This window comes from Erwinia sp. SLM-02, from assembly GCF_037450285.1.
Lineage (GTDB): Bacteria > Pseudomonadota > Gammaproteobacteria > Enterobacterales > Enterobacteriaceae > Erwinia.
This window is the reverse complement of record NZ_JAQISN010000002.1, coordinates 389,443-403,770: the sequence shown is the minus strand read 5'-3', so window position 1 is coordinate 403,770 and position 14,328 is coordinate 389,443. Positions and strand designations below refer to the sequence as shown.

Here is a 14,328-nt window from a genome sequence, read left to right as displayed (position 1 = left end):
CACCCGTCGGGCTGGACTGCCTGCTGCGGGAAGTCACCCCTGATATTGTATAACCCTCCTCCTGCTGTGTTTCGTGACTGTTAAAATTATCGTTTGTGATAATCAGCAATGACAGACATCTCGCTGCCCCATGTTGGCCATTCTGAACCGCAGAAAAGCGCCCGGATATGTTTCATGCCCAGGCCTTAGCGGCGGCCTTGCACGGGGATGAAGGAGCAGGCGATGCCCGGTGCCCGGTGCCCGATGGAGGGGAACTGACTTCAGTCAACGATTTTACTGGTAACGAGTAGCGTCTCGCTAAGCCGCAGCCCGGATGGGTGGCGTAAGGTTTTAAACCCTGGAAACAATACTTATTGTTTAACTAAGGTATAGATAATAAGCACAAAATGGTTAATTGGATCGTGTTTGAAATATATTGAAATCAATTATTGATTAATTTTCTCGCGAAATAGCACAAAACAATAATATTGATATATTTTAAATTTATCCTTTCAGGGTAATATTTCGTTCAATATTTATTTTAATATTACACAGGAATACAAGATGTTAATAAAAACACGTTTGCTTGCTCAGGCAGTGACTCTGGGGCTGGTTGTTGGAAGCGCCTCTTTTGCCGCAAATGCGGAAATAACCCTTTTAAAACAGGATCCTCAGGCGGGTGACCCGCTCAGCCGCCTTAACTTCACCGTGGGCGGCAGTATCCGACCTCAGTTTAACAATATGACCGGCGACGGCGACAAAGGTTCCTATAAGCGTAACGGGTTTGATGGCGGAACGCGTTTTCGCTTCGCCGCTGATTATTATCTCTTCGATGATATTAGCTGGATTAGCTACTATGAACTGGGCGTGAACATCCCTGCGCTGTTTGACTGGGATAACCACCATGCTGACGGTGCTAATAATACGTCGCGTCGTATGCTGTATACCGGCCTGAAGAGTGCGACCTGGGGCCAGTTGACCTTTGGTCAGCAGAACAGCGTCTACTACGATGTTGTCGGCGCTAAAACCGATATCTGGGACTACGACATGCTGGGCCAGGCGTCGGGTAACGGGATTAATGGTGACTACGATGGCTCTTATCGTAGCCGCAAAATGCTTAAATACAAAAACACCTTCGGCGATACCGACTTTTACGCGTCCTATCTGTTCTCCGACAATGAGTACCTGCCGGGTAATGGCCTGCGTTACAAACGTCAGGGCGGCGGCTCGCTGGGTGTGGACTACCACATCACTAAAGATCTGACCTGGGGTACTGCATGGAACTATACTCGCGCTGAAATGCGCAATCCTGGCAACGGCGATGATAAATCCTACGATCAAAATATCTTCGGTACGGCACTGAGCTGGACGCCGGATAACTGGACCTTCACCGCCGGCGGTGGCTGGTATGATAATTTCCTGACCACCAAGCAGGCTAACGTTCACAACTACTTTGCCGGTGATGCGTGGGGTATTGAATACCTGGCGGGTTATACCATTCCGGTGCAGCAGTACGGACTTAAGTCAGTGATGCCGTATGTGATGGGTGACCGTCTGGAGTACGTGACCGGCCGTAACTACAAACGTATCGACAACGGCCTGGGCGTGACGTTCAAGCTGGACTACGGCTTCCGTGTTGACTATGAGCACGTCTTTACCTCAAGCACCGACAATCTGGGTGATATGAACCTGGTGCGCCTGCGCTACGACTTCTGATTTATCGGCTCCCCGGCGACAGTCGGGGAGCTTCTTGATTGTTTACGTCTTACAGTTCACCGGTCAGGTACTGCGCCACGCCGTTACCGAAGCTCCAGTCACCTTTTTCATTAGTGATGAATGTGATCATCACATCCGATGGCAAAATCCCGCAGCTTTCCTGAAATTCGCGGCACAGTTCCGCCATAAAGAACTGTTTTTGCTCGCTGCTGCGCGGGCTGGTAAATACCCGCACCATCACCAGATTATCGGTACGCTGTAAACCCAGGCCGGTATCCTCAAATACCATCTGATAGCCTTTGTTTTCATGAACAATCTGGTAGCGATCGCGCTCCGGGACGTTAAATGCCGCCAGCACTGCACGGTGCGCGGCATCCAGCAGCGTTTTCAGCTCTGACTCGGAACGGCCCTGAATAACATCAAATTGCAGTAATGGCATAATAACCTCGACACTCTCTGTTGCTGGATTTATCGGGCTGGAGCGCTGTGCTTTTTAGTCAAGCTCTCAGCGTGTCCTGCTCGTCTCTGGGGATAAATTTACCCATAAATTCCGTCGGGAAAAAGCGCTATACTTGAAATGATTATTTACTATAGTGAACAATTGATATGAAAGAGCTGAAGACCGATGCGCTGTGGACCCATCTGCACTGGCTGACGGTGCTGGCCGAACAGGGCAGCTTTACCGCCGCGGCCGATCGCCTGGAAGTCAGCAAGGCGGCGATGTCGCAGAAGATTAAAGAGCTTGAGCAGCTGGCGGGTGTGCCCCTGGTGACGCGAACCACGCGCAGCGTGCGGTTGACCAGCGCGGGTGAAAAGCTGGTGGACGATCTCCGTGCGCCGTTTGCCCAGATTGAACAGAGCTTTTTCAGCGTGCGGGATTCCGCCGGACCGCTGCGTGGACTGGTGCGGGTCACCGCGCCGGTGGCGTTTGCCCGCCAGCAGCTGGTGCCGCATATCACCGCTTTTTTGCGCGAACATCCGCAGGTCAGGGTGCAGCTGGAGGTGTCCGACAGGCTGGTTTCCCTTGCGAGTGAAGGGTTCGATCTGGCAATCCGGCACAGCAATACGCTGCCGGAGACGCACGTGGCGCTTCCGCTGTGCAGCACTCATGCGCTGGTGGTCGCTTCCCCGGACTATCTGGCGCGCTACGGCACGCCTGAGACGCCGTCGTCCCTGAGTGAGCATCAGTGTCTGTATTATCCACGCGGCGTGGAGCCTCCCCGCTGGACCTTCCAGCCTCTTGCCGGGGGGGAAAGACTGGCGGTTAACGTCAGCGGGCCTTTTGCCACCAACAACAGCGAATCCATTCGTGATGCGGCGCTGGAGGGGCTGGGAATTGCGCTGTTGCCTGATTTCAGCGCACAAACGGCCTTAAAAGAAGGCAGGCTGATACAGCTTCTGCCGCAGTGGCAAACCGTTGGGGCTTTTGCCGATATGCTCTACGTTGTGCGGCCCTGGTCTGCTCAGGTTCCGCGTGCGGTCAGCGGGTTTATTCACTGGCTGAGGGCGGCTTTTTCTGCCGCATAAACCTGTCGCTTAAAGGGAAGAGGGGCTGATTGCCACCGGTTGCATAAAATTATTGATCCGCCTCTCAAATAAAATATTTATTTCCTTTTGTGATTTGTTGAAAAAATAAATTCATTTATCCTGCAAGCCTTATTTCGTCAAACTTGCCGGAGATGTTTATATGTCAGCCATTCCCAGCCTTGAAACGCTGTTACAGCAGGAAGCCACCGTTCGCGTCAGCCAGTTTGATTTTGATACCGCCTGGAAAATCGGTTCGCTGATCCGCGAGCGCGCCGTCAAAGAGAAAATGCCGGTCGCCATCGAAGTCTTCGCGTTTGGGCAGGTATTGTTCAGTACGTCGCTGAGTGGCTCCAGCGCAGAGAACCTTGAGTGGATTGCACGTAAGCGCCATACCGTGCTGCGTAATGCGCATTCCTCCCTTTACACTCAGGAGCTGAATAAGTCGCAGGGTACTCCGATGTCTGAGATGAACTATATGGATCCCGAGCGCTACACCGACAGCGGCGGCAGTTTCCCGATCTTGTTGGGCAACGGCGGAGTGATAGGCACGGTCACCGTCAGCGGCCTGCCTTCTCACGAGGACCACGCGCTGGCCGTCTGGGCCATTCAGCAGGTGCTCTGAGCCGTCGTCGTGTAGCCGGATGAACTACCCTTATGGTGTGATAACGATAAGGGGAATGTGTATGACGCTAACCGATCGCCGATTCGGCCTGATTGCCGTTGATAAGCAGGGCAGCAATGTCCTGTTTCTCCACCCGCAGACCTTTGCCGTAGAGCGCGAGCTTAACGCCTTTCCGCCCCGCCCCCATGAGTTACTGATCCTGCCCAAACAGCGTAAGGCCTGGGTGCCGATTTACGGTGATGGCATTCACGGTGACAACCCCCATCCCGGCCATAAAATTGCGGTGATCGACCTGATATCGCGCGAGCTGACGGGGTTTATCGACATCAGCCCGCTGGAGTCGCCCCACACCGGGCGGCTGGGAAGCGATGGCTACGTCTATATGTGCTGTGAAAACAGCGCGACGATTCTGATACTCGACCCGGAAATCGAACGCATGATCGGTCATATTCCGCTGACCTCCTACAACAGTCATCGTCTCACCATCCTGCCTTCGGGGCGGAAACTGTTCACGGATAATGAAGAGGATGCAACGATAACCGTGGTGGGGCTGGCCAACGGCAGGGGGGAAGTGCTTGATAATATTCTGATGCCGGGGCCGATTAACGGTATCGCCGCTTCCCCACTTTATCCCTATCTGGTCGCCACCGATGCACGGCGGCCGCTGCTGTATGTGGTTGATGCGCAGAGCCACCGTATTCGGCAGCATCTGCCGCTGGACGGCCACAATAAAGCAGCACAAATTACCCGCTTCAGCGAAGATGGATCCCTGCTGGTGGTCATCGGCGATAATGAACCCGTTATCAGCCTGTTTGATGCCACCCTGAATCCACTCGGGCAGATTGCCGTCGGCCATAAACCCATGGATGGCTGCTTCAGCCCGGATAACAGCCAGCTGCTGATCGCCAATGAAGACGACGGCACGCTAAGCGTGATCGATGTGGCCAGCATGCAGGTCATTGCCACGCCGTCGGTCGGCCGCGGCTGTGAGGTGCTGAGCTATTTTGCCCTGAATTAACGTAAGGAGAGTCATGAAAAGCTATCAAGTGGCGGTGATCCCCGGCGACGGTATCGGCGTGGATGTGACGGACGCGGCCTGGCAGGTACTGGAGCACAGCGCGGCGAAGTTTGATTTTTCCCTCAGCGGCGAGCGTTTTCCGTGGTCCTGCGAATACTATCTTGAGCACGGTGAGATGATGCCGAAAGACGGTATTGATAAGCTGCGCCAGTTCGATGCGGTGCTGCTGGGCGCCGTGGGCTGGCCGGAAAAAGTCGCCGACAGCGTATCGCTTCATGGTTTGCTGCTGCCGATTCGCAAGCAGTTCGATCTGTTTGCCAATGTTCGTCCCCATCGCCTGCTGCCCGGCGTGGAAGGTCCGCTGCGCAAAGGTGATTTTGATATCCTCTGCATTCGTGAAAATACCGAAGGCGAGTACAGCGGGGCAGGGGGGCGTATTCATCAGGGTACGGCGGATGAAGTGGCGGTTGAAACCTCGATTTTCACCCGCCGCGGCGTTGAACGCATCCTGCGCTTCGGCTTTGAGGCTGCCCGCAAGCGCAGCAAACGCCTGGCGTCGGTGACCAAATCCAACGCGCAGAAGTTCACGATGGTGATGTGGGATGAAGTGACCGAAGAGATCGCCCGTGAATATCCCGACGTGAGCGTAACGCGCTACCATATTGACGCGATTGCTGCCCGCATGGTGATGAACCCGGAAACCCTGGACGTGATTGTTGCCTCTAATCTGTTTGGCGATATCCTGACCGATTTGGGTGCGGCGATTCAGGGCGGGCTGGGGTATGCTGCTTCAGCTAACCTCAATCCGAACCCTGAGGTGCCCTCCATGTTTGAACCGGTTCACGGTTCTGCACCGGATATCGCGGGTAAGGGGATCGCCAATCCGATTGCGTCGATCTGGTCGGCGGCACTGATGCTTGAGCATCTGGGGGAAACCAACGCGGCCGATGCCATTCTGCACGCCGTGGAAACGGTGACGGCGGAAGCGAAAGTGAACGGTGGTTTAACAACGGCGGAAATCACCGCGGCGGTGATTGCCGCTATCTGATATCAATCAGGGCCTCTTTAACCCGAGGCCCGCCTGAAAGGAGTTTTTGCAGTATGGAAGCGCATGGCATTACGGACATTATTCAGCCCGGCCTCAGGGTATTGTTCTGCGGTATCAATCCCGGGAAGTCTTCCGCGCATACCGGTTTCCACTTTGCCCACCCGGGTAACCGCTTCTGGAAAACCATATTTCAGGCGGGATTTACCCGCACTCAGCTCAAACCCGAGCAGGAGCAGCGCCTGCTGGAAACCGGCTGCGGTATTACCATGCTGGTGGAGCGTCCGACCGTGCTGGCCAGCGAACTGGCGGGCAACGAACTGCGCGACGGTGGGCTGGCGCTAAGAGAAAAAATCGAACGCTATCGGCCCGCGGCGCTGGCCGTGCTGGGAAAGCAGGCCTATCAGCAGGCGTTTCGCCGCAGCAAAGTGGTGTGGGGCCGGCAGCCGGAGTTAATCGGGGATACCGAAGTGTGGGTATTGCCTAACCCCAGCGGGCTGAATCGTGCTTCACAGGATGAAATGAGCGCGGCCTATGCGGCGCTGGAACAGGCGCTGACGGCGCGAGGCGTTTAAGCGTTTAAAAAGAGAAAAGCCCCACTTGATGTTAATCAAAGTGAGGCTGCTCTTTACGACCGACAACGAAAGGTAGCCTTTTACCTGCTGAAAAGTAATGGAGAAGGAGGCCAAAGATGGCACATAAGCTGTTCGTTTTCTGCAAAAAAAATGGCCCCTGAGGGGCCATTTTTGACTACGCAATACCTCGATTAATCATCAAGGAAGCTGCGCAGCACTTCGGAGCGGCTTGGGTGGCGCAGCTTGCGCAGCGCCTTCGCTTCGATCTGACGAATACGCTCACGCGTTACGTCAAACTGTTTGCCGACTTCTTCCAGCGTGTGGTCGGTATTCATATCAATACCAAAACGCATACGCAGAACTTTTGCTTCACGGGCCGTCAGGCCAGCCAGCACGTCGTGGGTTGCGGAACGCAGGCTCTCAGAAGTGGCAGAGTCCAGCGGCAGCTCCAGCGTGGTGTCTTCGATAAAATCACCGAGATGTGAATCTTCATCATCACCAATTGGCGTCTCCATCGAGATTGGCTCTTTGGCAATTTTCAGCACCTTACGGATTTTATCTTCCGGCATCAGCATACGCTCGGCCAGTTCTTCCGGCGTTGGCTCGCGGCCCATTTCCTGCAGCATCTGACGGGAGATACGGTTGAGTTTGTTGATTGTCTCAATCATATGTACCGGGATGCGAATGGTACGCGCCTGGTCGGCGATAGAACGGGTAATCGCCTGACGGATCCACCATGTTGCATAAGTTGAGAACTTATAGCCACGGCGATATTCAAACTTATCTACCGCTTTCATCAGGCCGATGTTGCCTTCCTGAATCAGGTCGAGGAACTGCAGACCGCGGTTGGTGTACTTTTTAGCGATAGAGATAACCAGACGAAGGTTAGCCTCAACCATCTCTTTCTTCGCACGGCGGGCTTTCGCTTCACCGATCGACATACGACGGTTGATGTCTTTAACCTGCTCAATGGTCAGCCCGGTTTCTTCTTCAATCTGCTGCAGCTTTTGCAGGCTGCGATACACATCGTCTGAAACATCGTTCAGCTTCTCTGACCACGGTTTGTTCATCGCCAGTGCGGCTTTGAACCAGGTTTCGCTGGTTTCATTGCCGGTGAACAGGGTGATGAAGTTTTTCTTCGGCATTTTGCACAGTTCAACACACAGCTTCATGATCAGACGTTCCTGGGTACGAACGCGGTCCATCATGGTACGCATGTTGTTCACCAGGTAGTCGAACTGCTTCGGCACCAGGCGGAACTGTTTAAAGACGTCGGACAGATTCTGAATTTCAGCGATAGCATCAGCGTGGCTGCGGCTTTTCGCCTTAATGACGGTACGGGTTGCTTCATACTGAACGCGCAGATCGTTAAACTTCTCGCGCGCCAGTTCAGGGTCGATGCTGTTATCATCTTCTGAGCTGTCGTCGTCAGACTCTTCGTCTTCATCTTCGTCGTCTTCACGTTCTTCTTCAGAAAGCTCGGAACCTACATGCGTAGCAGTAGGGGCCAGATCTTCTTCAGCATTCGGATCGACAAAGCCGATAATCAGGTCGGACAGACGTGCTTCACCCGCTTCAACACGATCGTACTGATCGAGCAGGTAAGTGATGGCTTCAGGATATTCCGCGACGGAGCACTGAACCTGGTTGATACCATCTTCAATACGCTTGGCGATATCGATCTCGCCTTCACGCGTTAACAGCTCAACGGTACCCATTTCGCGCATGTACATGCGCACCGGGTCGGTTGTACGACCGATTTCGGATTCGACGCTGGATAAGACCTGAGCAGCAGCTTCGGCGGCGTCTTCATCCGTATCGGTGCTGTTTTCGTTCAGCATCAGATCATCGGCATCGGGTGCTTCTTCTACCACCTGAATGCCCATGTCGTTGATCATCTGGATGATGTCTTCGATCTGATCGGAGTCGACGATATCTTCCGGCAGATGGTCATTGACCTCGGCATAGGTCAGATAGCCTTGCTCCTTACCACGGGTGACAAGAAGTTTCAGCTGTGACTGCGGGTTTTGCTCCATAAGACGGTATCCACACTTCTGTTAAATTAGATTGGTGTCGGTCGGCTAAGATGCCAACAATAACAGTGAGGGCGTTTGGATTATTGCCGCTGCCCATCGTGGCGGCTGTCAGGGTCTACCTGACGGATAATCGGCACCTAAGCCGCTGAGATCTTGTTTCGAAGCTCGCGCTTCTGAATTCTGTCGCCTGAGCGGGTGAGCAATAAAATTGTCATCCGCTGTCACTAATCTGTATTGTAGCCGATACGGCTTTTACTGCTTTTTCAGCGCCTGGCTGAGGGCCCACAGTTCGCGGCGCTCTTCGGCATTCAGGCCGTGGGTGCGGTCGCGGGCGATCAGCTCTTCAAGCCGACGCTCCAGCGCGGCGTCGTACATGCTGGCCAGTGCGTCCTGAAACATGGTGTCGACTTCGTCATCAACGATCATATGGTTCCAGGTTGCCAGCGTTTCAAGGCTCTGACTAAATTTTGTTCCACGGTATAACTCTAGTAGCTGTCCGGTCGTCAGGCCAGGGTGAGCAACGCAAGTACTCACTAATTCTACAAAGAGCGGGAATCCTGCCACCTCGGACTGCTCCAGTCCTTCAAGGGAAGGGACCATGGCACCCAGATGTGGATTCTGCACCAGCAGCCCGATAAGTATACGCATGGTCGTGCGTTTTAGCTGAGGCTGCGTGGGCGGTATCGCATTTTCGGCCTTTCCGGGCATCAGTTTTTCAAGCTGGCTGTCATCAAGAATGCCCAGCTTGTTGCCCAGCTCCTGGCGCAGATAGATGCGCAGCGTTTCGCCGGGCACCTGGCTTATCAGCGGCAGCGCCAGCGTACTGAGCTGGGCGCGGCCATCAGGAGAGCGTAGATCAACCTGCGGCATCAGCGTATCAAACAGAAACCCTGACAGCGGCATGGCCTGCTCCATCCTCGCCTCAAACGCCTCTTTGCCCTCTTTACGAATCAGCGTGTCCGGATCTTCACCGTCGGGCAGAAACATAAAGCGTAGCTGACGTCCGTCATTCATGTAAGGCAGGGCCGTTTCCAGCGCGCGCCACGCGGCTTCGCGCCCCGCCCGGTCACCGTCGTAGCAGCAGATAACCGTATCGGTGGTGCGGAACAACAGCTGAATATGTTCTGCCGTGGTTGAGGTTCCCAGAGACGCCACGGCGTAATCCACGCCAAACTGCGCCAGGGCAACCACATCCATATAGCCTTCAACAACCAGCAGTTTTGCCGGTTCAGGATGATTCTTCTGCGCTTCATAAAGGCCGTAAAGCTGGCGACCCTTATGGAAAATATCGGTTTCCGGCGAGTTCAGATACTTCGGCATCCCGTCGCCCAGTACGCGGCCGCCGAAGCCAATGACCCGACCACGTTTATCGTGGATGGGGAACATTACGCGTTCGCGAAAACGGTCGTAGCTGCGTCCCTGGTCGTTGGTCACCAGCATGCCGGCATCGATCAGCGTTTGCTTATCTTCCGGATTACGGCCAAAACGCTTTAAGGCATTATCCCAACCTGCGGGAGCAAAGCCGATAGAAAAGTGCTGGATAACCTCATTGCTCAGCCCGCGCTGGGCGAGATAATCACGCGCGCCCGCGGCCTGACTTTGAGACAGCGACTGCTGATAGAAATCGCGCAGGCCGGTCATCAACTGATAAAGGCTCTGACGCTGGTGGCGCTCAAGCTGACTGGGACCGGAACCGCTTTCGTACGGCACTTCCAGACCATAGGCTGTCGCCAGCTCTTCAATGCTTTCGACAAACTCCAGACGGTCGTAGTTCATCAGGAAGTCGATGGCGTTACCGTGCGCACCACAGCCAAAACAGTGGTAGAACTGCTTCTCGCCGTTGACGGTAAAGGAGGGGGTTTTTTCATTATGAAAAGGACAGCATGCGTGATAGTTTTTACCCTGCTTTTTTAGCTTAACGCGCGCATCGATAAGATCCACGATGTCCGTGCGAGCCAGTAAGTCATTGATAAAAACACGCGGAATGCGTCCAGCCATAAATCCCCTTCGAATGCTGCCCTGAGAATAATCCGTTATTCACTTATGGCTATAAACGAGAACAAGCCGCGCATTCCTTTCGGAAAGCACGGCCTGATAACTACTAACTTGTCTGTGAAACGTGAGGGCGAACCCTCAAAAGATTAGTACAGACGAGTGCGGCGTGCGTTTTCGCGAGCCAGTTTCTTCGCGTGGCGTTTTACTGCAGACGCTTTAGCGCGCTTACGTTCGGTAGTAGGTTTTTCATAAAACTCACGACGACGAACTTCAGCCAGAACGCCTGCTTTCTCGCAAGAACGCTTGAAGCGACGCAGTGCTACGTCAAATGGCTCGTTTTCACGTACTTTAATTACCGGCATGTAACTCTCACCTCGGATAAATTCGGTTTTGCCGCTGGCATCAGTGCCAGCTCATTTCAAAATGGTGCGGAATTTTACTCCAACACAGGCTGCGTTGTAAAGCACCATAGCATAAAGTAACCAACAGATGCGCCTGTGCGGCTGCCGGCTTTTTTCAGGGGGCCGATTATACATCAAACCGCTATCGGCGGTGGGAAAAAATTTGCTTTTTGCACAACAGTTAACCGCAGGAAGGTTAAAATTGCCGCCGCTAAAAGCGTGCGCGTGCTACACTGCGCGCCGCAAGAATTGAGGTAAAAAGACAGCCATGCGTGTTCTCGGAATTGAAACATCCTGCGATGAAACCGGCATTGCCATTTACGACGATGCTGCGGGTTTGCTCGCTAACCAACTTTACAGCCAGGTCAAACTGCATGCCGACTACGGCGGCGTGGTGCCTGAACTGGCTTCGCGCGACCACGTGCGTAAAACCGTCCCGCTGATCCAGGCGGCGCTGCGTGAAGCGGGCCTTCAGGCGCAGGATATCGATGCCGTAGCCTACACGGCCGGACCGGGACTGGTCGGTGCGCTGCTGGTGGGGGCAACGATTGGTCGTTCGCTGGCCTTCGCATGGGATGTGCCGGCGATTGCCGTTCATCATATGGAAGGGCACCTTCTGGCGCCGATGCTGGAAGAGAATCCGCCGGAATTCCCGTTCGTTGCGCTGCTGGTTTCCGGCGGTCACACCCAGTTAATTAGCGTGACCGGCATCGGCGAGTATACGCTGATGGGCGAATCGATTGACGATGCCGCCGGTGAAGCCTTCGATAAAACCGCGAAGCTGCTGGGGCTGGATTATCCCGGCGGGCCGATGCTGTCGAAAATGGCGCAGCAGGGCGTGGAGAAGCGTTTTGTGTTTCCACGGCCGATGACCGACCGCCCGGGGCTGGACTTCAGCTTCTCCGGCCTGAAGACTTTCGCCGCCAATACCATTCGGGATAATGACAACAGCGATCAAACCCGTGCCGATATTGCGCGCGCGTTTGAAGATGCGGTGGTGGATACGCTGGCGATAAAATGCCGTCGTGCGCTGGATGAAAGCGGCTTTAAGCGGCTGGTGATTGCGGGTGGCGTCAGCGCTAACCGCACGCTGCGCAGCAGGCTGGCAGAGATGATGCAGAAGCGCGGTGGCGAAGTGTTTTATGCCCGGCCTGAGTTTTGTACCGACAACGGTGCGATGATTGCCTACGCGGGCATGGTGCGTCTTAAAGGCGGCACCTACGCCGGGCTGAACGTCACGGTGCGTCCTCGCTGGCCGCTGGCTGAACTGCCGGCGATTTAAGCCCGAAAATCGCCTGAAATCGCTCTGTTTCAGGCTGACTGCCTTTCACTACGGCTGGGATTTATCCTGGCCGTTTTTCTTTTTCTTCTTCCAGATTTTACTTTCCTGGCCGCGCCACAGGCGCTGGATATTGTCATGATGCCGCAGCAGGATCAGGCAGGAAAGCATCGCCACCGGGAAGGTGAACTGCGGTTTGAACCACCAGACATAAAACGGCGCAATCAGCGCGCTGATAATGGCACCTAACGATGAATATCCACTGAGCAGCACGGTGAGCAGCCAGGTTCCGGTCATCAGGCCGGTCAGATCCCAGCCGATCGGGGCAATGGCACCGAATGCCGTTGCAACGCCCTTGCCGCCTTTGAAATGAAAGAAGACGGGATAAATATGGCCAAGGCAGGCTGCAATGGCGGTCAGTCCGAGGTAGAGCGGCGTAATGCCCTGACTGTAGGCCAGCCAGACCGGCAGCATGCCTTTAAGAACATCAAAAACCAGCACCGTTGCCGCCGCACCTTTCCCGCCTAAGCGCAGTACGTTGGTGGCACCAGGGTTGCCCGATCCGTTCTGGCGGGGGTCCGGCAATCCGAACAGTCGGCAGACCAAAATCGCGCTGGAGATAGAACCACACAGATACGCGAAAATGATCATGCCAAGCGCGAATACACTCATAACACCGTTCCGTCTTGTTGGGGTCGTTTTGTGGTTAACATCCGTGGATAATACGCATAAACCGCCGGGGATGGTATCCGGCAACCACAAAAACAGAGAGCCGTATCATGGATATCGTATTTATTGATCAATTGTCCGTTATCACCACCATCGGCGTTTACGACTGGGAACAGACCATCCAGCAGAAGCTGGTGTTCGATGTCGAAATGGCATGGGATAACCGTAAAGCTGCCGCCAGCGACGATGTGAATGACTGTCTGAGCTATGCCGATGTTTCTGAAGCGATCGTTGCCCACGTGCAGAACGGTAAATTTGCACTGGTTGAGCGCGTAGCGGAAGAGATTGCCACATTACTGCTGAACCAGTTCGCCTCGCCCTGGGTTCGGATTAAGGTCAGCAAGCCGGGGGCCGTCGCGCAGGCGCGTCAGGTTGGCGTGATTATTGAACGAGGTAATATTCCGAAATAAATTCAATGTGATTGCCATCACAATGAAACCAAATCACAGTAAGGTTTGTCATAAGTTGCGACTTAGGGTGATCCTGGATTTTTAAGTAGATTCAGGGCTGATTGGCGGGCGCGTTGGCGACCGCCATTTTATTGATTTTATAGGGCTAAAGGTAATTTGATGGCAGATATTCATCAGCTATGGGTTGCAGCGATACTAGGGATAGTTGAGGGGTTAACGGAGTTTCTCCCCGTTTCATCTACCGGACATATGATCATTGTGGGTCATCTGCTGGGGTTTGAGGGAGAGAAAGCGGAAACTTTCGAAGTCGTTATCCAACTGGGCTCGATTCTGGCCGTAGTCGTGATGTTCTGGCGTCGTTTATTTGGTCTGATTGGCATTCACTTCGGTGAAGTTAAGCATGAAGGGACCGGCACCGGCCATTTGACGCTGATCCACATCCTGCTGGGTATGGTACCGGCAGTGGTTATCGGCCTGCTGCTGCACGATAAGATTAAAACGCTGTTTAACCCGGTAAACGTGATGTATGCGCTGGTGGTTGGCGGCGTTTTGCTGATCGCCGCTGAACTGCTGAAGCCAAAACAGCCAAAAGCGGTGGGCGTGGATGATATCACCTATCGCCAGGCCTTCATCATCGGCTGCTTCCAGTGTCTGGCGCTGTGGCCCGGTTTTTCCCGTTCGGGTGCAACCATCTCCGGCGGTATGCTGATGGGCGTAAGCCGCTATGCCGCATCGGAGTTCTCGTTCCTGCTGGCTGTACCGATGATGATGGGCGCCACCGCGCTGGATCTCTACAAAAGCATGGGCTTCCTGAGCCTCGCCGATCTGCCGATGTTTGCGGTCGGATTCGTCACCGCCTTTATCGTGGCGCTGATTGCTATCAAGAGCTTCCTGCATATCATCAAACGGATCTCGTTTATTCCGTTCGCAATCTACCGCTTTATTATCGCCGCTGCCGTATACGCGGTGTTTGTGCTGTAAGTCATAACAGGGCGG

Annotated in this window: 14 protein-coding genes; 9 read left to right on the top strand and 5 right to left on the bottom strand. The window is 54.3% G+C overall.

What is annotated here, in order from left to right:
• Positions 1-543 precede the first annotated feature (543 nt).
• Positions 544-1,695 carry a porin gene (locus tag PGH32_RS15045; protein ID WP_443112787.1) on the top strand — a complete coding sequence of 384 codons (1,152 nt, stop codon included), beginning with the start codon at positions 544-546 and terminating at the stop codon, positions 1,693-1,695.
• A 49-nt stretch (positions 1,696-1,744) separates the two neighbouring features.
• Here the strand turns inward: PGH32_RS15045 and PGH32_RS15040 are convergent, their stop codons facing one another.
• Positions 1,745-2,134, bottom strand: a complete 390-nt coding sequence (locus tag PGH32_RS15040) for a tautomerase family protein (protein ID WP_314417850.1) — start codon at positions 2,132-2,134, stop codon at positions 1,745-1,747.
• Between the two features lie 167 nt (positions 2,135-2,301).
• On the opposite strand from PGH32_RS15040, the gene PGH32_RS15035 reads away from it, so the two are divergent.
• The 5 genes from PGH32_RS15035 to mug all read left to right on the top strand — a co-directional run bounded on the left by PGH32_RS15035 (position 2,302) and on the right by mug (position 6,482).
• Positions 2,302-3,222, top strand: a complete 921-nt coding sequence (locus PGH32_RS15035; RefSeq protein WP_314417851.1) for a LysR family transcriptional regulator — start codon at positions 2,302-2,304, stop codon at positions 3,220-3,222.
• Positions 3,223-3,382: 160 nt separating this feature from the next.
• Complete coding sequence (locus PGH32_RS15030; protein ID WP_314417853.1) at positions 3,383-3,844, top strand: heme-degrading domain-containing protein; 462 nt, start codon at positions 3,383-3,385, stop codon at positions 3,842-3,844.
• A gap of 55 nt (positions 3,845-3,899) precedes the next feature.
• Positions 3,900-4,862 carry a WD40 repeat domain-containing protein gene (locus tag PGH32_RS15025; protein WP_443112786.1) on the top strand — a complete coding sequence of 321 codons (963 nt, stop codon included), beginning with the start codon at positions 3,900-3,902 and terminating at the stop codon, positions 4,860-4,862.
• Positions 4,863-4,875: 13 nt separating this feature from the next.
• Positions 4,876-5,910, top strand: coding sequence for a tartrate dehydrogenase (locus PGH32_RS15020; protein ID WP_337894444.1), 1,035 nt, complete (start codon positions 4,876-4,878; stop codon positions 5,908-5,910).
• A gap of 53 nt (positions 5,911-5,963) precedes the next feature.
• Positions 5,964-6,482 carry a G/U mismatch-specific DNA glycosylase gene (mug, locus tag PGH32_RS15015; protein ID WP_337894443.1) on the top strand — a complete coding sequence of 173 codons (519 nt, stop codon included), beginning with the start codon at positions 5,964-5,966 and terminating at the stop codon, positions 6,480-6,482.
• A gap of 191 nt (positions 6,483-6,673) precedes the next feature.
• On the opposite strand, the gene rpoD is transcribed toward mug, so the two are convergent.
• From rpoD to rpsU, 3 genes are all read right to left on the bottom strand, one after another.
• Entirely contained in the window at positions 6,674-8,518 is a 1,845-nt protein-coding gene (rpoD, locus tag PGH32_RS15010) for an RNA polymerase sigma factor RpoD (RefSeq protein WP_314417860.1), read from the bottom strand.
• Positions 8,519-8,770: 252 nt separating this feature from the next.
• The gene (gene dnaG, locus PGH32_RS15005; protein WP_314417861.1) at positions 8,771-10,516 is read right to left on the bottom strand and encodes a DNA primase; all 1,746 of its coding nucleotides are present in this window, start codon (positions 10,514-10,516) and stop codon (positions 8,771-8,773) included.
• A gap of 143 nt (positions 10,517-10,659) precedes the next feature.
• Entirely contained in the window at positions 10,660-10,875 is a 216-nt protein-coding gene (gene rpsU / locus PGH32_RS15000; protein WP_001144069.1) for a 30S ribosomal protein S21, read from the bottom strand.
• A 307-nt stretch (positions 10,876-11,182) separates the two neighbouring features.
• Here rpsU and tsaD point away from each other — a divergent pair, with 307 nt between their 5' ends.
• Positions 11,183-12,196, top strand: coding sequence for a tRNA (adenosine(37)-N6)-threonylcarbamoyltransferase complex transferase subunit TsaD (gene tsaD / locus PGH32_RS14995; RefSeq protein WP_314417872.1), 1,014 nt, complete (start codon positions 11,183-11,185; stop codon positions 12,194-12,196).
• 48 nt (positions 12,197-12,244) lie between these two features.
• On the opposite strand, the gene plsY is transcribed toward tsaD, so the two are convergent.
• Complete coding sequence (gene plsY, locus PGH32_RS14990; protein WP_314417873.1) at positions 12,245-12,865, bottom strand: glycerol-3-phosphate 1-O-acyltransferase PlsY; 621 nt, start codon at positions 12,863-12,865, stop codon at positions 12,245-12,247.
• Between the two features lie 107 nt (positions 12,866-12,972).
• On the opposite strand from plsY, the gene folB reads away from it, so the two are divergent.
• Together folB and bacA are read left to right on the top strand one after the other, a co-directional pair.
• Positions 12,973-13,332, top strand: coding sequence for a bifunctional dihydroneopterin aldolase/7,8-dihydroneopterin epimerase (gene folB, locus PGH32_RS14985; RefSeq protein WP_337894442.1), 360 nt, complete (start codon positions 12,973-12,975; stop codon positions 13,330-13,332).
• A 159-nt stretch (positions 13,333-13,491) separates the two neighbouring features.
• Positions 13,492-14,313, top strand: coding sequence for an undecaprenyl-diphosphate phosphatase (gene bacA, locus PGH32_RS14980; protein WP_314417877.1), 822 nt, complete (start codon positions 13,492-13,494; stop codon positions 14,311-14,313).
• Positions 14,314-14,328 lie beyond the last annotated feature (15 nt).

Bases quoted from the DNA above. Each gene is read 5' to 3' on its own strand.
- PGH32_RS15045 (WP_443112787.1), top strand. From the start codon at position 544: ATGTTAATAAAAACACGTTTGCTTGCTCAGGCAGTGACTCTGGGGCTG.
- PGH32_RS15040 (WP_314417850.1), bottom strand. From the start codon at position 2,134: ATGCCATTACTGCAATTTGATGTTATTCAGGGCCGTTCCGAGTCAGAG.
- PGH32_RS15035 (WP_314417851.1), top strand. From the start codon at position 2,302: ATGAAAGAGCTGAAGACCGATGCGCTGTGGACCCATCTGCACTGGCTG.
- PGH32_RS15030 (WP_314417853.1), top strand. From the start codon at position 3,383: ATGTCAGCCATTCCCAGCCTTGAAACGCTGTTACAGCAGGAAGCCACC.
- PGH32_RS15025 (WP_443112786.1), top strand. From the start codon at position 3,900: ATGTGTATGACGCTAACCGATCGCCGATTCGGCCTGATTGCCGTTGAT.
- PGH32_RS15020 (WP_337894444.1), top strand. From the start codon at position 4,876: ATGAAAAGCTATCAAGTGGCGGTGATCCCCGGCGACGGTATCGGCGTG.
- mug (WP_337894443.1), top strand. From the start codon at position 5,964: ATGGAAGCGCATGGCATTACGGACATTATTCAGCCCGGCCTCAGGGTA.
- rpoD (WP_314417860.1), bottom strand. From the start codon at position 8,518: ATGGAGCAAAACCCGCAGTCACAGCTGAAACTTCTTGTCACCCGTGGT.
- dnaG (WP_314417861.1), bottom strand. From the start codon at position 10,516: ATGGCTGGACGCATTCCGCGTGTTTTTATCAATGACTTACTGGCTCGC.
- rpsU (WP_001144069.1), bottom strand. From the start codon at position 10,875: ATGCCGGTAATTAAAGTACGTGAAAACGAGCCATTTGACGTAGCACTG.
- tsaD (WP_314417872.1), top strand. From the start codon at position 11,183: ATGCGTGTTCTCGGAATTGAAACATCCTGCGATGAAACCGGCATTGCC.
- plsY (WP_314417873.1), bottom strand. From the start codon at position 12,865: ATGAGTGTATTCGCGCTTGGCATGATCATTTTCGCGTATCTGTGTGGT.
- folB (WP_337894442.1), top strand. From the start codon at position 12,973: ATGGATATCGTATTTATTGATCAATTGTCCGTTATCACCACCATCGGC.
- bacA (WP_314417877.1), top strand. From the start codon at position 13,492: ATGGCAGATATTCATCAGCTATGGGTTGCAGCGATACTAGGGATAGTT.